At 49.4% G+C, this 16,768-nt stretch carries 18 protein-coding genes; 14 read left to right on the top strand and 4 right to left on the bottom strand.

The genetic code is table 11. The annotated features are described in order from the left end of the window. Window positions 1-204: 204 nt before the first annotated feature. The 7 genes from DN599_RS09645 (at window position 205) to DN599_RS09615 (ending at window position 5,499) form a co-directional block, all read left to right on the top strand. A complete protein-coding gene (locus DN599_RS09645) occupies window positions 205-942 on the top strand; it encodes an energy transducer TonB (RefSeq protein ID WP_110457388.1) in 738 nt (245 codons plus the stop codon). Window positions 943-1,082: 140 nt separating this feature from the next. Beyond that, window positions 1,083-1,796, top strand: a complete 714-nt coding sequence (locus DN599_RS09640; protein WP_110457387.1) for a MotA/TolQ/ExbB proton channel family protein — start codon at window positions 1,083-1,085, stop codon at window positions 1,794-1,796. Continuing rightward, on the top strand, window positions 1,793-2,206 hold the full coding sequence (locus DN599_RS09635) for an ExbD/TolR family protein (protein WP_110457386.1): 414 nt from the start codon (window positions 1,793-1,795) through the stop codon (window positions 2,204-2,206). Before DN599_RS09640 ends, DN599_RS09635 begins: the two co-directional genes overlap by 4 nt. Before the next feature lie 111 nt (window positions 2,207-2,317). Then, window positions 2,318-3,214: a heme/hemin ABC transporter substrate-binding protein gene (locus DN599_RS09630; RefSeq protein WP_110457385.1), complete on the top strand. Its 897-nt coding sequence runs from the start codon at window positions 2,318-2,320 to the stop codon at window positions 3,212-3,214. A 36-nt stretch (window positions 3,215-3,250) separates the two neighbouring features. Next, entirely contained in the window at window positions 3,251-4,267 is a 1,017-nt protein-coding gene (locus DN599_RS09625) for a FecCD family ABC transporter permease (protein WP_110457384.1), read from the top strand. Window positions 4,268-4,269: 2 nt separating this feature from the next. Then, the gene (locus tag DN599_RS09620) at window positions 4,270-5,079 is read left to right on the top strand and encodes a heme ABC transporter ATP-binding protein (protein ID WP_204165113.1); all 810 of its coding nucleotides are present in this window, start codon (window positions 4,270-4,272) and stop codon (window positions 5,077-5,079) included. A gap of 99 nt (window positions 5,080-5,178) precedes the next feature. Further along, window positions 5,179-5,499: a DUF2956 domain-containing protein gene (locus tag DN599_RS09615; RefSeq protein WP_110457383.1), complete on the top strand. Its 321-nt coding sequence runs from the start codon at window positions 5,179-5,181 to the stop codon at window positions 5,497-5,499. Between the two features lie 96 nt (window positions 5,500-5,595). Here DN599_RS09615 and DN599_RS09610 read toward each other — a convergent pair whose 3' ends face one another. Next, the gene (locus tag DN599_RS09610; RefSeq protein ID WP_420820860.1) at window positions 5,596-5,898 is read right to left on the bottom strand and encodes a winged helix-turn-helix domain-containing protein; all 303 of its coding nucleotides are present in this window, start codon (window positions 5,896-5,898) and stop codon (window positions 5,596-5,598) included. A gap of 150 nt (window positions 5,899-6,048) precedes the next feature. On the opposite strand from DN599_RS09610, the gene DN599_RS09605 reads away from it, so the two are divergent. The 6 genes from DN599_RS09605 to DN599_RS09580 all read left to right on the top strand — a co-directional run bounded on the left by DN599_RS09605 (window position 6,049) and on the right by DN599_RS09580 (window position 13,368). Further along, a complete protein-coding gene (locus tag DN599_RS09605; protein WP_110457381.1) occupies window positions 6,049-6,723 on the top strand; it encodes a PH domain-containing protein in 675 nt (224 codons plus the stop codon). Continuing rightward, window positions 6,716-8,233, top strand: a complete 1,518-nt coding sequence (locus DN599_RS09600; protein WP_110457380.1) for a PH domain-containing protein — start codon at window positions 6,716-6,718, stop codon at window positions 8,231-8,233. The genes DN599_RS09605 and DN599_RS09600 overlap by 8 nt, the downstream gene beginning before the upstream one ends. Window positions 8,234-8,243: 10 nt before the next feature. Then, window positions 8,244-8,798, top strand: a complete 555-nt coding sequence (locus DN599_RS09595; protein WP_110457379.1) for a DUF924 family protein — start codon at window positions 8,244-8,246, stop codon at window positions 8,796-8,798. A gap of 39 nt (window positions 8,799-8,837) precedes the next feature. Continuing rightward, window positions 8,838-9,599, top strand: a complete 762-nt coding sequence (locus DN599_RS09590; RefSeq protein WP_110457378.1) for a sulfite exporter TauE/SafE family protein — start codon at window positions 8,838-8,840, stop codon at window positions 9,597-9,599. A 404-nt stretch (window positions 9,600-10,003) separates the two neighbouring features. Then, window positions 10,004-12,172 carry a TonB-dependent siderophore receptor gene (locus DN599_RS09585; protein ID WP_420820859.1) on the top strand — a complete coding sequence of 723 codons (2,169 nt, stop codon included), beginning with the start codon at window positions 10,004-10,006 and terminating at the stop codon, window positions 12,170-12,172. An 86-nt stretch (window positions 12,173-12,258) separates the two neighbouring features. After that, window positions 12,259-13,368 carry a PepSY-associated TM helix domain-containing protein gene (locus DN599_RS09580; RefSeq protein ID WP_110457377.1) on the top strand — a complete coding sequence of 370 codons (1,110 nt, stop codon included), beginning with the start codon at window positions 12,259-12,261 and terminating at the stop codon, window positions 13,366-13,368. 69 nt (window positions 13,369-13,437) lie between these two features. Here DN599_RS09580 and DN599_RS09575 read toward each other — a convergent pair whose 3' ends face one another. The 3 genes from DN599_RS09575 to DN599_RS09565 all read right to left on the bottom strand — a co-directional run bounded on the left by DN599_RS09575 (window position 13,438) and on the right by DN599_RS09565 (window position 15,026). Continuing rightward, window positions 13,438-13,881, bottom strand: coding sequence for a universal stress protein (locus DN599_RS09575; protein ID WP_110457376.1), 444 nt, complete (start codon window positions 13,879-13,881; stop codon window positions 13,438-13,440). Window positions 13,882-13,941: 60 nt separating this feature from the next. Beyond that, window positions 13,942-14,373 (bottom strand): universal stress protein, encoded by a 432-nt coding sequence (locus DN599_RS09570; protein WP_110457375.1) that lies wholly within the window; start codon window positions 14,371-14,373, stop codon window positions 13,942-13,944. A 275-nt stretch (window positions 14,374-14,648) separates the two neighbouring features. Further along, complete coding sequence (locus DN599_RS09565; protein WP_110457374.1) at window positions 14,649-15,026, bottom strand: SpoIIAA family protein; 378 nt, start codon at window positions 15,024-15,026, stop codon at window positions 14,649-14,651. Between the two features lie 263 nt (window positions 15,027-15,289). On the opposite strand from DN599_RS09565, the gene DN599_RS09560 reads away from it, so the two are divergent. After that, window positions 15,290-16,714, top strand: coding sequence for a coniferyl aldehyde dehydrogenase (locus tag DN599_RS09560; protein WP_110457373.1), 1,425 nt, complete (start codon window positions 15,290-15,292; stop codon window positions 16,712-16,714). The last annotated feature ends 54 nt before the right edge of the window (window positions 16,715-16,768 follow it).

Below are 16,768 nucleotides of genomic sequence, written 5' to 3'. Positions count from 1 at the left end.
CCGAGACAGAAAAATAGATCAAATGAAAATCATTATCATTTGCATTATCATGTGCGTCACGTTATCTTATGCCGTAACATCAAAACACTTTACGGCTAAGCAACTGTAAACAATCTAAATTACAAGTTTTTTTGCAGAGTGATTGGTTGCATTAAATAAATGCACTCGTGCCTTATGCCTCTAATTTGAGTAAGAGTTTTAGCCATGACACCTAGACGCTATTTTGCTTTCGGTTGTTTAACCTTGTTAATCCAAGGAGGCGTGCTGGCCTCACAAAACCGTCCCCCCCCTAGCCAACTCAATGCAGGGAGTGCGATGGGAACCACTCAATCGATCAACCTTTCGCTTGCGATGCAGGCGAGCCGTGCACAAGCCAGCTCGCCCCAGATAACAAACAGCGCATCTAAACAGCAAATGACGCCACCGGCCACTAAGCCTGCTGCGCGCACGCGTTCCCCCTTGGCACCTGCGAAAAAGCCCAAAAAAGCAGTACGGACTAAGGCTGTCGAAGCGCAAATATCCCCCAAGCAAGCAGCCAGTTCACCCGCACCTAACCATCAACCAACGCCAGAGCACGATAGCGCTAAACCCGATACTCGTCAGGCCGAACAAACACATCAACAGCCGCAGATGACAGCCAAGCAAGGAATCACTCATGTAAGCGAAAACCTCAGTCAGCCAACATTTTCGACACCGCCCCAGCCACCGAATTACCCTAAAATAGCGCGTAAACGCGGCCAACAGGGAAGCGCCATGATTGAGGTAAAATTTAATCAGTTAGGTGAGCAGCTGCAGTTAACCCTGATTGAAAGCTCGGGTTACCACCTATTAGATAAGGCCGCCCTCAGTGCCGTTAAGCAGTGGCAATTTGCCGCGCCAATACCACACACCGCGCAGGCCTATACGGTGAGAGTCCCGGTGACCTTTGCACTTAATAACTGATGCAGCCCGAAATAAGCCACGAGCTCGTCGCCCACTATGGCTTGTCGTCAGCGACCCGAGGCGATAAGCCGTTTCTTATAACACAGGTATTAGTCCTGCTATCGTCACATGAGTAAGCGGTTTATCGCTGAGGAAAATGAATGTCACACCCCCTATATCACCAACTGTCGGAACAACTGGGATACTTAACTTGGCCATTATTTATCTGTGCTTTTTTGAGTTCGCTCATCGTATTAGAACGCTTGGCGCTATTGCTGTTCGAACTGCCTAAACGCGACACTTGGCTGACTCAATTACGTCGCCAACCCAAGAGTGCAACCCCGCAAGAGAAACAGCAGTTAATGACCCAAATAAGTCGGGGCAGTAGCATGCTATCGAAAGGAACGGCGCTGCTGTTGGCTCATAGCGATCACCCCCGCGCCATGCGCGAAGAAATAGCGACACTCTGGCTCGTAAAACAAAAGCGTCAGCTGTTATCTGGCTTAAAAATTTTGCAAGTCATCGGCATCATCACTCCGCTACTGGGCTTGTTAGGGACAGTATTAGGCTTAATTGAGATGTTTAATCAGCTCGGTGTGTCAGAAGGCCCTGTCACCCCAGCGCAACTAGCCTCAGGTCTAGGGTTAGCCATGAACACCACAGCTGCCGGGCTTATCATTGCGGTGCCCGCCATCACATTCGCTCACCTGTTGACCCTGTGGGCCGAGCAGCGTTGCAATAAAATGAGCCACATTTTGAATCTCCTCAATCTATGGCTAGAGGGATTCGACAAGGCATTAAGCCTAGATAATGATACTAGCGCACCACAGGGGACAACTCTGGCGCATTCGACCGCAACGAGCAGCAGCCCATGATAGCCTTACCGCATAATGAGGACCCGCAAGCGCTGGGACTCGATCTAACCCCGCTTATCGACATCATCTTTATTGTGCTGGTGTTTTTATTATTAACCGCCAATACCCAGCTATTGAGTTTACCGATTGAGGTTCCGACAGCGACCGATGCCAAGTTAAGTGAGTTATCTCAAGAAAAACACATCACAGTCAATGTGCTGGTCACTGCGCCTTATTGGGCATTAGATGGCAAAACCTTTAGCCAATTTAGTGACTTTGAAGCCGCATTTATTGCGGCATTTAATGCCAACCCATCTGCCAAGGTGGTAATTGCCGCAGATAAGAGCGCACCGGTACAACCTTTAATGACGTTACTGGCCGCCTTGCAGCGACAACAAATCACCAATACCCAGATCATCATGGAACCCTGATCTTTAGCCCAGCGCCTGACCGCTCATGCTCAATACGGCAGGCGTAATGCAATACATACTGCAGAACGATTAACCCGTTCGGCCAACAATATCGATTAATATGGAGTTTTTATGTTTAAGTTTATGCCTGCCATTAACGGCGCAGCGATCGCCGCGCTCTTGTCCACGCTGACATTCAGCCCGCTGGCGTCGGCCAATGCCCTCTCACACCAAACCAGTGCTAACCGGGTGATCAGCGCAGGCGCTGGCATCACCGAACTCTTATTGGCACTTGAAGCTGGTGATGAGTTAGTGGGTGTCGATGCCACCAGCCAAATTCCACCTCACTATACTGGCGTGGCGCAGCTGGGTTATCACCGTATGTTGAGCGCCGAAGGGATATTGGCACTGTCACCTAGCCTAGTGATAGGGTCTGAAGCCATGGGCCCCCAAACCACCCTCAATCTGTTACGCAAGGCCAACGTCGATGTTGTGCAGCTACCCAATGCCCACACCCAGCAGCAGCTACTGGCCAATATTGACGCGATGGGAAAACACCTCAACCGGCAGAAACAGGCCAGTAAGCTGCAAATCGATGTCCAACACTCACTAGCCAACATAGTAGAAAAAAAGCAAAAAATTAACGCACTCGGCGTCGCTCCTAGGGTGGTGTTTTTGCTCCTACAAGCGGATCGCCCCGCCCGTGTTGGCGGCGATGATACCGCTGCCGATATCATCATAACCTTGGCTGGAGGCAACAATATTGCCGGGTTTAGTGGCTATAAGAGTCTCTCGCAAGAGGGCATTTTATCGCTGCAACCTGATGTTATCTTACTCGCCAGCCGCTCAGAAGCAGGCACCAACCTCGACGAATTACTGCAACGCATGCCGCTACTCACCCATACTCCAGCTGGAAAACATAAGCAGTTATATGTGCTTGAACCACAAGCACTAATAGGGGGCTTGGGCCTAAGTGCCATCGCCAGCGCCGACACTTTGGCAGACCGTTTTATCACCATTAGCCGCTAACAGCCACTGGCTTGATAATAATAGCAAGGAAATACAATGGATAAGCATCGTTGGCTTTGGCCCAGCCTACTGGCCACCTTAGTGGTAACGGCACTGATGTCAGTCAGCATAGGGCCGTTACACATCAGCCCATCGGTGAGCTTTAACGCCGTGATGCATTGGGCGACCAGCATAGAGCTGGGCATTGTGGCGCCACACGAACAACTGGTGATCGACAACGTTCGCTTACCACGCACCTTATTGGCGCTTTCGGTGGGGGCTATCTTGGCCCAGTGCGGCGCTGTCATGCAGGGGTTATTTCGTAATCCCTTGGCCGATCCTAGCATCATCGGCGTATCATCGGGGGCAGCGCTGGGTGCCGCATGTTGTATCGTGCTACTCCCCCAAGGCGGTGAATATAGCGTGGCCTTGTGCGCCTTTATCGGCGGACTGCTCACCACCCTGACAGTATATCGCCTTGCCAGTAGCCCAACGGGCACCTCTATCGTATTACTGCTACTTTCAGGGGTGGCGATTGCCGCCTTAGCCGGTGCAGGGATAGGCTTACTAACTTATATGGCAGATGATCTCGCATTACGCGATTTAACCCTGTGGCAAATGGGCTCGATAGCTGGCGCTCAGTGGCACTATGTCTTGCTCAGTTTACTGACATTAGCCCTGCTCGGCTGGCAGTTTAATCGCAGTACTAAAGCCCTTAACGCCTTACTGTTAGGCGAGGCCGAAGCGCGCCACTTAGGGTTAGATGTCGATAAACTGAAAGTGAAACTTATTCTACTGTGCGCCATCGGGGTCGGCATCGCCGTTGCCGCCACTGGCATCATAGGGTTTATTGGGTTAGTCGTCCCTCATTTAGTGCGCATGATGGTGGGTCCCGACCATAAACAACTACTGCCCTTGAGCGCCATGCTAGGGGCAGCCTTACTTGCCCTTGCCGACATCGGCGCTCGTTCAATGGTGGCACCATCTGAGTTGCCCGTCGGGTTAGTGACCGCCCTATTAGGCGCTCCCTTCTTTATTATTTTACTTTTAAAACAACGCAGCAGGTTAATATAGCCATGTTCAAGCAACTTATGCCCCCAAAGGCCGCTCACCAAGATGATCTTCTCGAAGTGCGCCAACTTTCCGTGCAGATTGACCAGCAAACCGTTTTATCTGATATTAATTTAACGATTCGCTCCGGCGAGGTCACCGCACTGCTAGGGCCAAATGGCGCGGGGAAATCGACCTTGTTAAAAAGCCTATGTCACGAGGTGACACCCACCTGTGGTGACATTCAAATTTATGGCAAACCATTAACACTGTGGGATCGACAACAATTGGCTCAGTCCCTTGGGGTATTGCCGCAACACGCCTCACTGACCTTCCCCTTCACCGCTGAGGAAGTGGTAGCCATGGGACTTTACCCCTTAAGCCTAAGTCACCAGCAGGGACAAGCCATAGTCGAGCAGCAGTTAAACCATCTGGCACTGCAACACCTAAAGCAGCGTCGCTACCCGAGTCTTTCTGGCGGCGAAAAGCAACGAGTGCAATTGGCTAGAGTATTAACCCAGCTGGCACAATCCCCTAGGCCGCCCATTTTATTGCTCGATGAACCCACATCGGCACTCGATTTAGCACAGCAACATCGAGTGCTATCGATCGCAAAAGCCTTGGCCCACCAACAAGGCTACGCAGTGATAGTGGTATTGCATGATCTTAACCAAGCGTCGCGTTATGCCGACCGACTCGTGATATTAGAACAAGGCCACATTGTCCGCGATGGTGCGCCTAGTGACACCTTAACCGCAGCAACCGTGAGGCAAGTCTGGCATTATGATCCGCTCATAGTGCAATCGCCCGACCATTCCACTACGTTGCTGTTTTAAAAAATTAATATTCAAAGTTATCAGGCTAAGCGCCCTTGCTGCAGCCGAGCTTAAGAGCTGATATAGTGCGCTTAATGTTAATAATGGATACCATGACTGATGTCGAATCCTATCTCAAATGAGACCAAAAATGAGGCGCTAAGAGTCGCTAAAGCAACCCAAAAACCGGGACAAACCAAAGAACAAACCAAACTGATTACGCTGGGGATTGAGAAAGGCATTGCTGAATATAAAAAACAGCAAAAGAGTAAGGCGCGTGAGAAAGATAAAGCCCGCAAGCAGGCACTAAAAACGAAAAAAACCTCTGCAGAGCAAACCGATGAGGTTCAAGCCAGCGACTCAAACAACGCCGCTAAGTTGCCTTGGGCGCTACTACTGTTCAGCTGGGTCGGATTTGCCGCTTACCTGTTAACACGTTAACGGCTTCAAACTGCGCATCGAGGACTAGGTCTTTAATCTGAAGCCTCGGTTCAAGACACGAAGCGAGGCCGAGAATGTGTTGCAGTGAATGGTTCATTATGATTGTAATTGAGCGAGCAAACCGTTGAGGTGCTCCTTAACCCATAATGGATTAATCGGCCCCCAACTGCGTAATTGATAATAACCTGCGTTATGACGCGCGCCATCTTGCACAAACTCACACTCGATACCCACATCGCCCAATGTGGCAATGGCATCTTGCAAGGTCCGCCGAGGCATGGCCGTAAGCTTACTCAGCGACAACAAGTTATGACGTTCGTTATCGATAAGATGGGCTAAATAGAGTTTTCTAATAAAGGCCTTTTTCTGTTTTGATATTTGATTGTCGGTTACGCCCACAGCGCACTCCATGATGAGGTTAATTTTAGCTCTTTTGTAACCATAACAGATAATGACAAATTAGTGCTATGGCGCACTCTGGTTAAATTGGGCATGATGCTGATATAGTCTAAATAAACCACAGCATGGCAATCTTGCTTAGGATAATCAATGGCAGACGATCTAAAAGACCCAACACTTAGCCTAGGCGAGCGGCAACGGCTGGCGCCCAATGAATGGCTAAGCTTCGATCAAGTGCCTCTCACTCCAGTGGAAAGCACTTATATCGAACAAGTCCACATCGAAAACCTGCTGTTATTTGTGCCGATCATTATCGCCATTGCGGTAATCGGCATATTGGTCAATCTGCCCATTTTAGCGCTATTGGGACTGGTGACGGCCGCACTCGTGCTCGCTGCGCTCATCAGTTATGGCCGCTATAAGGTTGCCCAGTCGCTAGCTTATGGGGTATTTGACTATGAGTTTGTTATGCAACAAGGAGTTATTTGGCAGCAAAAAATCGCCTTGCCCTACAGCCGCTTGCAACATGTTAGTTTGTCGCAGGGACCGCTGGAGCGCCGTTTTGGTCAGCATACCTTAAAGTGTTTTAGCGCTGGCAGTGGCAGCGCCGAAATAACCCTACCAGGGCTGAGTAGTTCGGTCGCTGAGTCCCTTAGGCAACACTTGTTGGCCAAAGCGGCGCTCGTTCGCCAAGCCAGCTCGGCGCCATCCGACATCGAAGCGCAGGCCAGCTTGAATAGCGATAATCTCACCGACACGACAAAACTCGCCTCTCAACCTAACGCGCCCAGTGATCCCGCAACGCCGAGCGATAAACATGAGTAGTCGCTTTACTCAATGGGCGAGCCTATCGCCATGGTCTATCATCAGTTTTAGCTTACATGCGCTCAAAATGATGCTCAGTAACGGTTATGCGCTGATACCTGTGATCTACACCGGCTGGCAACAGGGTTTTAGCTCGCCTTGGGTGATATTGGTCATTAGCGCGATAATCTTAGCCATCACCACCTTCGCCATTGTGCAGTGGAGCCAATATCGCTTTCGCGTACAAGACCATAAGTTGGGCATCAAACAGGGATTGTTATTTAAACGCACTCACGAAATTCCACTGAATAAAATTCAAAATGTGCGCCTCGAACAGCCGCTCTATTTCCGCCCATTGGGACTATTTAGTTTAGTGGTGGAAACGGCAGGTTCAAAGCAAGATGAAGCTGTGCTGTCGGCGGTCAACTACCGCCAAGCCATGCAGCTTAAACAGCGATTATTTATCCATGCGCCCACTCAAGCGGTAAGCGAGCAAACGGAAACGGCGCCTGTCGATGGCGCGGCAACAGCCCCTTCAGCAAGCAGCATTGTGGTGCAAAAACAGCTTAAGGATCTGCTCATCTTTGGTTTATATCAAAATAACCTCTTTTGGTTATCCATCATCTTTGGCTCGATATTGGGGCAACTCAATTGGGACAAAATAGGTGATAACGTGTTTGCCCAAGCGTTGTGGCAATGGTATCAAACCACTATCGCCACCAGTTTGATGAGTGAACTGCTATTTGCACTGTCGGTGTTACTCTTACTGTCCCTGTTATTGGCACTTATCTCTATCGCATCGGCTGTCTTAAAATACCACCCTTATAAGTTGAGTTTACGGAATAACACCTTGCACCGCACCGGCGGTTTACTGGCCAAGCAACACGATGTATTGGCATTAAGCAGAGTACAATTAATTCGCTTTAATCAGCCTATTTTAGGTCGGCTGTTTAAGCGTTGGACCGCAAACTTCAAGCAAGTAAAGGGGACTGAGATCGAACAGCACGCCAAACGTCATATGCTGATCCCAAGCATGACACCTGCCGAGATAACGTCCGTATTCTTTAAGCTTTCCGGACTCAAGAGCCGCGCCACCGAGCTGCCCAGTCATTACCAAGGGATTGATATTGGCTGGTTTTGGCGCCGAGCTTATTGGCCACCGTTAGTGCCTTTACTCGCTGTTGCTCTCCAGGGTCTGAACGGCTTCACCCAACTAATGTGGCTCGCTGCGACCCTTGTGGTGATCGCGCTCTACCTAAGATATCGCCAATGGGGTTATCGACTGCAAGGCCATGATCTGTGGATCCATACCGGAATGCTTGGACACAGCTGGCAGTTGCTGTCGCTAACCAAGGTGCAGCATGTCTGCATAAGCCAAACGTCTGGGCAGCGACGCAAACACTTAGCCACATTGCATTTAGGCATGGCCAGCGGCGAGCAAACTATACCTTACCTTAGTATCACTGACGCCAGACTGATAGCCGAAACGGCGCTAAGCTTAACCAAGTATGACCATAATAACTGGATATAAGGAGCCCTAGATGCCAAACACCCAGCATAGCCCAGATGATATTATCCATTTCTGGTTTAACGAGATTGACCCCAAAGCTTGGTTCGATAAAGACAGCGAATTTGACGCGCTGATTAAGCAGCGTTTTGAGCCGTTATTGATCCAGGCTAAACAGGGCGAACTTTATCATTGGCGCATTACGCCACAAGGGCGCTTGGCAGAAATCATCATCCTCGACCAATTTAGCCGCAACATTTATCGTGATACTCCGCAGGCCTTTGCCGCCGATCCCATGGCGCTAGCCTTAGCCCAAGAAGCCGTTGCGGCGGGGGCCGATCAGCAGCTGAATGTTAGCTATGTGTCCTTCCTCTACATGCCTTACATGCACAGCGAGTCGCGTGCTATCCATGAGGTGGCACTAATCCTCTTTAGCCGTGAGGCCGTGACGGCCAACTTACCGTTCGAGCAGCGTCATAAGGCGATCATCGACCGATTTGGCCGCTACCCTCATCGCAATCACATCTTAGGCCGCCGGTCGACGCCCGAAGAGGTCGCCTTTTTACAACAGCCGGGATCGCGGTTCTAACGCCCTACTTCATTCAACAACATCGACCAAGGACAAAAAATGGATGTCACCCTTACCCACGGCCTATTGCTATTGTTCACCGGATTTCTCGCAGGGATCATTAACACCTTAGCCGGTGGCGGATCTAATTTAACCTTGCCAGCCTTAATGGTGATGGGGATGCCTGCAGAAGTCGCTAATGCCACCAATCGCGTAGGCGTAGTGGTCCAGTCCTTAACGGCTGTCGTGGGATTTAAACGGCACGGTAAATTAGACGGCGGTGATACAGGCCCCATTTTATTGCCCACCATTATCGGCGGATTCATTGGCGCGGCAGGTGCAGCCTACGCGCCATCGGATATCATTAAACCCTTGCTGTTAGGCACCATGTTGACGATGGCACTGATCATCTTAGTGAAACCGGCCATGATTTCACCCGCACTGGGCACAGAAGTGAAGAAAGTCAGCCAAACGCCGAGCTCCTGGGTATGGTTAACAATTGCCGGTATTTATGGCGGCTTTGTTCAGGCTGGGGTTGGCTTTGTCCTATTGGCGGCACTGGCTGGCAGCTTACGTTATGACTTAGTCAGAGCTAACGCCTTAAAAGTGTTATGCTCTTTGGTCTTTACCTTAGCCTCGTTAGTCGTCTTTATCGCCGAAGATCTGATCCTCTGGCTGCCCGGCTTAATCTTGGCCGCGGGCACCTTAGTCGGTGCTCACATTGCCGTCAAAATGGCGATAAAAGTCAGCCCTAACGCATTAAAGTGGTTCCTGTTTATCATGACATTGTGTGGCAGCGCCGCAGCGATGCTCAGCGAATAAAGCACCGTCCTCGACGCCGCATCGCGTGCGGTGTCAACCAACAATGCGCCAGCTCACATATCTGCACACTGACATATGGCTCCCATAGCACTGGTTCCTATGGCTTATCTGAACATACCAGTATTGACCGCTGTCATACTGTGAATGTTAATTTTCATTAAATAACATATGGTTAACCCATAGCGTATAAAGAGTTATCACTTTTGTGACTTAGCCAACTCAAGCCTAATATCCTTTTATTTGCGTAAATTTACAAATACCCAAACTGTAAACGATAATAATTATCATTTATATTTTACCGGTTTTTCGATAGCCTTAGCCCAATAATCACGCGGCTGCGGCGCAAATATAGCCTAACAATGATAAGTCCAGCCTATAATCTTCCATACAGTTAAGATGAATCAATGATGAAACAAACACCCATTAGTCTCGCCGTTTATTGTGCTCTTTGTATTATTCCAACCACCCTCAGTGCAACGCCTCTTGCCGATGAGCAAGCACAGCAAAGCACCGAACAATCAAGCATTCAAAATATTGAGAAAATTGAGGTTACTGGTCGGTATATCGAGGGCTACAACGCCCACTCGGTCAGTGGTGCCTCTCGCCTCGACTTAGCCATTAGCGATATTCCACAGTCAGTTTCTGTGATAACCGATGCCCAATTGCGCGACTTTCAACTCAACGACATTAACGCAGCACTCGATAGCGCCACCGGCATCAATGTCGAACGTATCGAAACCGACCGCACTTACTACACCGCCCGTGGTTTCGATGTGACTAACTTTCAGGTCGATGGTGTCGGTTTACCCCTCACCAATGGCAATAACCACTCCGATGAAGACACCGCAATTTATGATCGTATCGAAGTGATCCGCGGCGCCAACGGCTTAATGACAGGTGTAGGTAATCCCTCTGCTACGGTCAACTTTATTCGTAAACGCCCGACAGCTAATAACCAACTCAATTTAAGTGCCAGCTATGGCAGTTGGGACAATATCCGACTCGAGGCCGACGGCAGCGCACGACTCAACGACACTTTTTCTGGCCGTATCGTGGCGGTAAATCAGACCAAGGACTCCTACTTAGACCGTTATCAGAGTGATAAGAGTGTGCTTTATGCCTTTATCGAGGCCAATCTCAGCGATGATACTAGCCTCTCGGTGAGCCACAGCTATATTCACAACGATGCTAGCGGCAATAACTGGGGGGCCTTACCACTATTTTACACCGACGGCAGCGCAACCGATTATGCCCGCTCGACCAATACCTCGGCCAACTGGTCAAACTGGCTGGTAGAAAAGCAAAACACTGTGGTCGAACTCAGTCATTACTTCAGTAACGATTGGCGTTTACGTGCGACCTACTCTTATAAAACCAGAGACGAAGATACCGAACTATTTTATGTGTATGGCACGCCAGATAAAAACACCGAGCTTGGGCTTACAGGTTACGGTAGCGAGTACGATCTGGATGAGAAACATCACCTGTTCGATCTCTACGTCAATGGCGATATCGAACTGTTTGGCCGCGAGCATCAACTGGTCGCGGGGATAAACTATGCCAAGGCCGACTACACCGATATCTCGCTCTATGACTACTCGACAGGCAATGGCTTTCCTGACATGCCCGATCTCAATACATGGGATGGTAATACTCCCAAGCCCATCTTCAAAGACAAGCCCAGTGGCAGCGATGTTAGCGCTGAGCAGCGAGCCGCCTATTTTACCGGGCGCTTTAATCTATTTGAGGATTTTCACTTAATCGCTGGGGGGCGCTTTAACCAATGGCAATCTGAGGGCATCTCTTATGGCAAGGTACAAGATGCCGATGATAGTCAGTTTATTCCCTATTTAGGCATGGTGTATCGCCTGATACCTGAAGTCGTCGCCTATGCCAGTTATACCGAAACCTTTGTGGCGCAGACCGAGCTAGACATTAATGATCAAACCTTGGCACCCGTGACTGGCGAAAGTAAAGAGCTGGGTATTAAGGGGGAGTTCTTTAATGGACGCCTTCTAACCAGCATCGCCTACTTCGATATTCAGCAGGTCAACCTTGCGGTAGCAGACCCCAACACAGCGGACTTGCCGCCAACGCTGCAACGCTATATTGGCGCCGATGGTATTAGCAGCCAAGGCTATGAACTTGAGGTCGCAGGTGAGGTGTTTGATGGCTTCAATGTCAGCTTAGGCTATACCGACTTCGATATTGATGGCAATGAACAAGTCGCCGCGTACACCCCAAGCAAATTGCTCAAACTGGCCGCCACTTATGATGTTAGCGCTATCGATGGCTTAACTATCGGCATGAATATGCGCTGGCAAGACGATATTCATCGAAACCAAGGCGAGGTAGGCAGTGGATTTGCTAATGCAGGCCAAACCATTATTACCCGCCAAGACGCATACGCGATTGTCGATCTTATGGCCCGTTACCAAATTACCGACCGCCTAGGGTTGAGCCTTAACGCCAACAATGTGACCGATGAGAAATACCTCACCAGTCTTTATTGGGCACAAGGCTATTACGGCGCACCGGCGAACTACAGCGCCACCCTAAGTTGGGCAATGTAGCTCACAACATCAAGTATCAAGTTAAACCGTCATGAATAACTTCATGGCGGTTTAGTTGTTTAACTCACTAATGGTAACCCTAAGCGATGAGAAAAAATCTGTTTAAGTGGCACTCTCTAGCGGCGCTGATCGCGATGCTACCTCTGCTTATTATATCGGTGACTGGCAGTATTTTAGTCTTCAAAGTCGAGATAGATAGTTGGCTGAGGCCAGCACATATGCAGGTAGATGCCACGCCAGACACCCAGCGCGTCAGTTTAGATAACTTAATGCACACAGTGTTGAGCAACAATCCAGAATATGAGTTAGGTGGCTGGGAAATATTCGATGATAAACAACGCTCTGATACCAGCTATCTGATTAAACGCCACACCGACGAGTGGGCAAAGGTGTATGTCGACCAATATCACGATAAGGTGTTATCGACGCCACAATCGATGACGCATTACATCACCGACTGGTTGCTTGAACTGCATTACGCCTTCCTATTGCATGAGACTGGCGCCGTTATCGGCTTTGTTATCGCCTTAGTTATGCTATTTCTGGGGATCAGCGGCATAGTGCTGTATCGCCGCTTTTGGGCCAAATTTTTTACCTTACGCCTTAGCGCCGCCAAACGTATCTTCTTTAGCGATCTGCATAAAATGATTGGCATTAGCAGCTCGCCAGTATTGATAGTGCTGGCGATCACCGGCGGATATTGGAACCTTACAGGTCTACTGCATGAGCTTATCGAGCATGCTGGCGACGAACACGTCTACATCAGTGGCCCACGCCATAGCCCAGATATCTCCTTCGAAGCGCTGCGCTTACAAGCGCGTACTGAAATTGACAGCTTTAATGGCGGATACCTCGCCATGCCACACGAGCCCGGACGTAACATCACTTTTTACGGTGAGGTCGATAGCGATAACCCCTTGACGAGCGAATATGCTAGCCAAGTCAGTTTCGACAAAACCAGCGGCGAGCTACTATCAAAGAGTGATATTCGCCAAGCGAGTGGCTTAGCGGTGTTTGTCGACAGTTTTCGAAAACTGCACTTTGGTTATTTTGGCGGCCTAACTACCCGTATACTGTGGGCAGTGTTAGGCCTGAGCCCTTTATGGCTAGGGATAACAGGGCTATACCTCTACTGGCAACGACGCGGTTATCGGCGTAAACCCAAGCGAACGCCGCAACAATTAAACCCAGCATAACTATCGAGCATGGCAGTCATGGCGATAAACGGTCGACATAGCATCCCCCGTCGCCTTGCTGCCGAAAGGCTATTTGACCACTAACACTGGACATTTGGCTTTATTGACCAATGACTCGGCAATATTGGGGTTAAGCAGATGTGATAACCCTTGATGACCGTGACTGGCAATCACCAACATGCCAATGTTGTGTTCTTCCACTTCCGTCAGCAGTTGCCCCAGTACATCACCGGCCCTAATGTTACTGTAAACCGTGAGTCCCTCGGGCATCTCTAGCTGAGCTTCTCGCACTATTTGCCCTAATTTGCCACTGGCGTAGGCATGCAAATGCTGCTCTAGCTCTTCATTACTGCCGATCATAATACCGTAATTATGGGCACCATAAGGCTGACTTACTACGTGCACTATTCGTAAATCCACACCGTAAAGTGATGCCATTTCAATAGCATAACCCAAAGCATGAGACGCCGTATCAGAAAAGTCGGTTGGGCATAGAATCTGATGAGTACGCATCACTCACCTCCTCAATAATGGTGTCAGCGAGGAGCATCCCTGTCTCTGCAACTCACACCTTTATTTAACCACCAATACCGGACACTTAGCCCCATTGGCTACGGCCTCGGCGACATTGGTGTGTAAAAAATGGGAGAAACCCGTGCGGCCATGACTGGCTATCACAATCATACCTGCAGCACTCTCCTCGGCTTCGGCTAAGATCTCGGTCACCGCATCACCACGACGGATCATGGTTTCAACCGCTAAATTACTGTCCAGCTTGGCTAATAATGATTTCATTTTTTCAGCGGCAGCATCTTCCATCGACTTAGCTAATTCGTCGGGAGTGATAGCCAAGATCTGGTAATTTTCATCACCAACAGGCTGCTCAACAACATGCAATAATCGAAAGCCCACCTGATATAGGTTGGCCATTTCAATAGCATAAGACAGCGCATGAGACGCCGTGTCGGAAAAGTCGGTTGGGCATAAAATTTGACCTTTTCTCATCGTGAACTCCTTAGCGGTAATGCGAGATGTGAGCGGTAGTATCATTGAGCCGTTTAGCGCAAGACTTGATATATCATTCACAGGTTACAGTAATTAAGCTTAGCGGATAACCCAACAACCGTTAAGCTTAGGTGACTAGACTCCACGGCCTAATCACACGCCAAATGGCATTGCTAAGTGTGACGACCATAGCCTCTATTCGTGCTCAACACTTAAGGTTCATCAACTTAAGGCGCATTAAGCATTAACCAGCTGAAGCTCTATGACCACTGACATCACAGCAACCATGCTCTTGCCTTAGCTCGACTATCAAAAAATTTAAATTCACCAGGGCTAAACCAGCCGGCAATGCGACTCATCCACTGCTGGAAATCGCCACGCCCGACAATCGCCACCTTGTGAAACGCTTTACCGTGTTTAAGCCCCAGTTGCAGATCGTCCCACGCAGCATGCAGTGAGATCCCCTCTAATTGGGTAATATCCACCAACGCGACAATTTCAGGCTGATCGAGTCCCGCCAACGCCGACTCTAAAATAGGGGTCATCAACTCATAATCGGCGTGGGTTAAAGTGCCGATGGCCGTCAGCATTAAATAGATATTGTCGCCACTTCGTTCGATACCGATAGAAATACCATGCTGTAAATCACTCATATGCCCTCCAATGACTCAAAAAACCTACACATCTAGCTTTAAGTGTAGTTTTTGATACCATAAACACAGTTGATCTAGATCACACTTTATTGTGAATCATGATGCTTATTTGACCGCAGAGTCAATGTCGCCTATTATCAGACCGACTAATCAGTCGGTTATTTTTTGAATGATATCGCCATGCAAGATACATGGCTTACTTTAAGGCGAATAAGTTCGAGCGGTAACCACTCATCACGCGCTAGCGAATAAGGACAGGTGTAATGAATATGCCACTGCAAACCAATATTGCCACTCAACTGTTACAGCAATTAAACGCGCAAAAATCCGCTTATCAGCGCCAACCGGCTCCGGATCTTGATGCACGAAAAGCACAGCTCAAGGCCTTAAAAAAAGCCTTACTCACGCAGCAACACAGCATTATTGAGGCCCTGTCGCAAGACTATGGCCACCGCTCGGCTGACGATAGCCTTATTTCCGACATCATGCCCTGCATTAACAATATCAATTACACCCTCAAACATTTAAAAAGTTGGATGAAGCCCAGCCGCCGCCATGCCGGTATGCTGCTGGCCCCAGCAAACATTACCGTACATTATCAACCTGTTGGCGTGGTTGGCATCATAGTGCCGTGGAACTTCCCGGTGATGTTATCTGTCGGGCCATTAATTACCGCACTGGCTGCGGGTAACCGCGCCATGATCAAGCTGTCTGAATTCACCCCGCACACCAATACCGTATTAAAAAAGATGCTCGCTGAGCTATTTGATGACACTGTGGTCGCCGTCGTTGAAGGAGAGGCCGATGTCGCGGCCGCTTTTTCGGCGCAGCCTTTCGATCATCTATTGTTTACTGGCTCAACCACAGTCGGGCGTCACGTGATGCGCGCCGCCGCCGACAATCTCACTCCGGTCACCTTAGAGTTAGGGGGAAAATCGCCGGTGATCATTGCCGATGATATGCCACTTGAGACAGCGGTCGAGAGGATGATCTACGGTAAATGCTTAAATGCCGGACAAATCTGTGTCGCCCCCGATTATGTGTTACTGCCCAAGGGAAAAACCGACGCCTTTAAGCAAGCGTTCACGCATAAGTTTAATGCCATGTATGGTCAAATCGCCAACAACCCAGATTATGGCACCATCATTAATCAACGTCAGTTTGACAGGATAGTCGCCGTGCTCGACGATGCGCGCAGTAAAGGTGCACTCATCACCTCGGCCAATGGTGAAGCTATCGACAGCAAGACGCGTAAGATCCCCACCCAGCTGCTAAGCCAAGTCAATGATGAGATGCTGGTGATGCAAGAGGAGATCTTTGGCCCGCTGCTGCCTATCATAGAATATGATGATCTAGCCCAAGCCATAAACTACATCAATGATCGCCCACGACCGTTAGCCTTATATATCATGAGTTTCGATAACGCAGCACAGCAACGTATTTTAAGCCACACCCACTCTGGCGGTGTGTGTATTAACGAAACCGTGTTTCATGTAGCGGCCGATGACGCGCCCTTTGGCGGAATTGGCCCCTCGGGCATGGGGCATTATCATGGTAAAGAGGGCTTTTTAACCATGAGCCACGCTAAAACCGTGCTCAGTCGCGGCAAATTGAATACCGGTAAGTTAGTCCATCCCCCTTATGGTGGCCTAATACAAAAGCTACTGATGAAAGTGTTTTTACGCTAACGGCCACGACGAGGTTGCACGCGATAAATTGCAGTTATCGCACGCCGCGGCGGG

The sequence above is a fragment of the Shewanella algidipiscicola genome (assembly GCF_900380485.1).
Classification (GTDB): domain Bacteria; phylum Pseudomonadota; class Gammaproteobacteria; order Enterobacterales; family Shewanellaceae; genus Shewanella; species Shewanella algidipiscicola.
This window is presented reverse-complemented; position numbering and strand designations above follow the sequence as displayed.

Excerpts from the sequence above, each read along its gene's own strand:
- DN599_RS09645 (WP_110457388.1), top strand. The coding sequence starts at position 205 with ATGACACCTAGACGCTATTTTGCTTTCGGTTGTTTAACCTTGTTAATC.
- DN599_RS09640 (WP_110457387.1), top strand. The coding sequence starts at position 1,083 with ATGTCACACCCCCTATATCACCAACTGTCGGAACAACTGGGATACTTA.
- DN599_RS09635 (WP_110457386.1), top strand. The coding sequence starts at position 1,793 with ATGATAGCCTTACCGCATAATGAGGACCCGCAAGCGCTGGGACTCGAT.
- DN599_RS09630 (WP_110457385.1), top strand. The coding sequence starts at position 2,318 with ATGTTTAAGTTTATGCCTGCCATTAACGGCGCAGCGATCGCCGCGCTC.
- DN599_RS09625 (WP_110457384.1), top strand. The coding sequence starts at position 3,251 with ATGGATAAGCATCGTTGGCTTTGGCCCAGCCTACTGGCCACCTTAGTG.
- DN599_RS09620 (WP_204165113.1), top strand. The coding sequence starts at position 4,270 with ATGTTCAAGCAACTTATGCCCCCAAAGGCCGCTCACCAAGATGATCTT.
- DN599_RS09615 (WP_110457383.1), top strand. The coding sequence starts at position 5,179 with ATGTCGAATCCTATCTCAAATGAGACCAAAAATGAGGCGCTAAGAGTC.
- DN599_RS09605 (WP_110457381.1), top strand. The coding sequence starts at position 6,049 with ATGGCAGACGATCTAAAAGACCCAACACTTAGCCTAGGCGAGCGGCAA.
- DN599_RS09600 (WP_110457380.1), top strand. The coding sequence starts at position 6,716 with ATGAGTAGTCGCTTTACTCAATGGGCGAGCCTATCGCCATGGTCTATC.
- DN599_RS09595 (WP_110457379.1), top strand. The coding sequence starts at position 8,244 with ATGCCAAACACCCAGCATAGCCCAGATGATATTATCCATTTCTGGTTT.
- DN599_RS09590 (WP_110457378.1), top strand. The coding sequence starts at position 8,838 with ATGGATGTCACCCTTACCCACGGCCTATTGCTATTGTTCACCGGATTT.
- DN599_RS09585 (WP_420820859.1), top strand. The coding sequence starts at position 10,004 with ATGATGAAACAAACACCCATTAGTCTCGCCGTTTATTGTGCTCTTTGT.
- DN599_RS09580 (WP_110457377.1), top strand. The coding sequence starts at position 12,259 with ATGAGAAAAAATCTGTTTAAGTGGCACTCTCTAGCGGCGCTGATCGCG.
- DN599_RS09575 (WP_110457376.1), bottom strand. The coding sequence starts at position 13,881 with ATGCGTACTCATCAGATTCTATGCCCAACCGACTTTTCTGATACGGCG.
- DN599_RS09570 (WP_110457375.1), bottom strand. The coding sequence starts at position 14,373 with ATGAGAAAAGGTCAAATTTTATGCCCAACCGACTTTTCCGACACGGCG.
- DN599_RS09565 (WP_110457374.1), bottom strand. The coding sequence starts at position 15,026 with ATGAGTGATTTACAGCATGGTATTTCTATCGGTATCGAACGAAGTGGC.
- DN599_RS09560 (WP_110457373.1), top strand. The coding sequence starts at position 15,290 with ATGAATATGCCACTGCAAACCAATATTGCCACTCAACTGTTACAGCAA.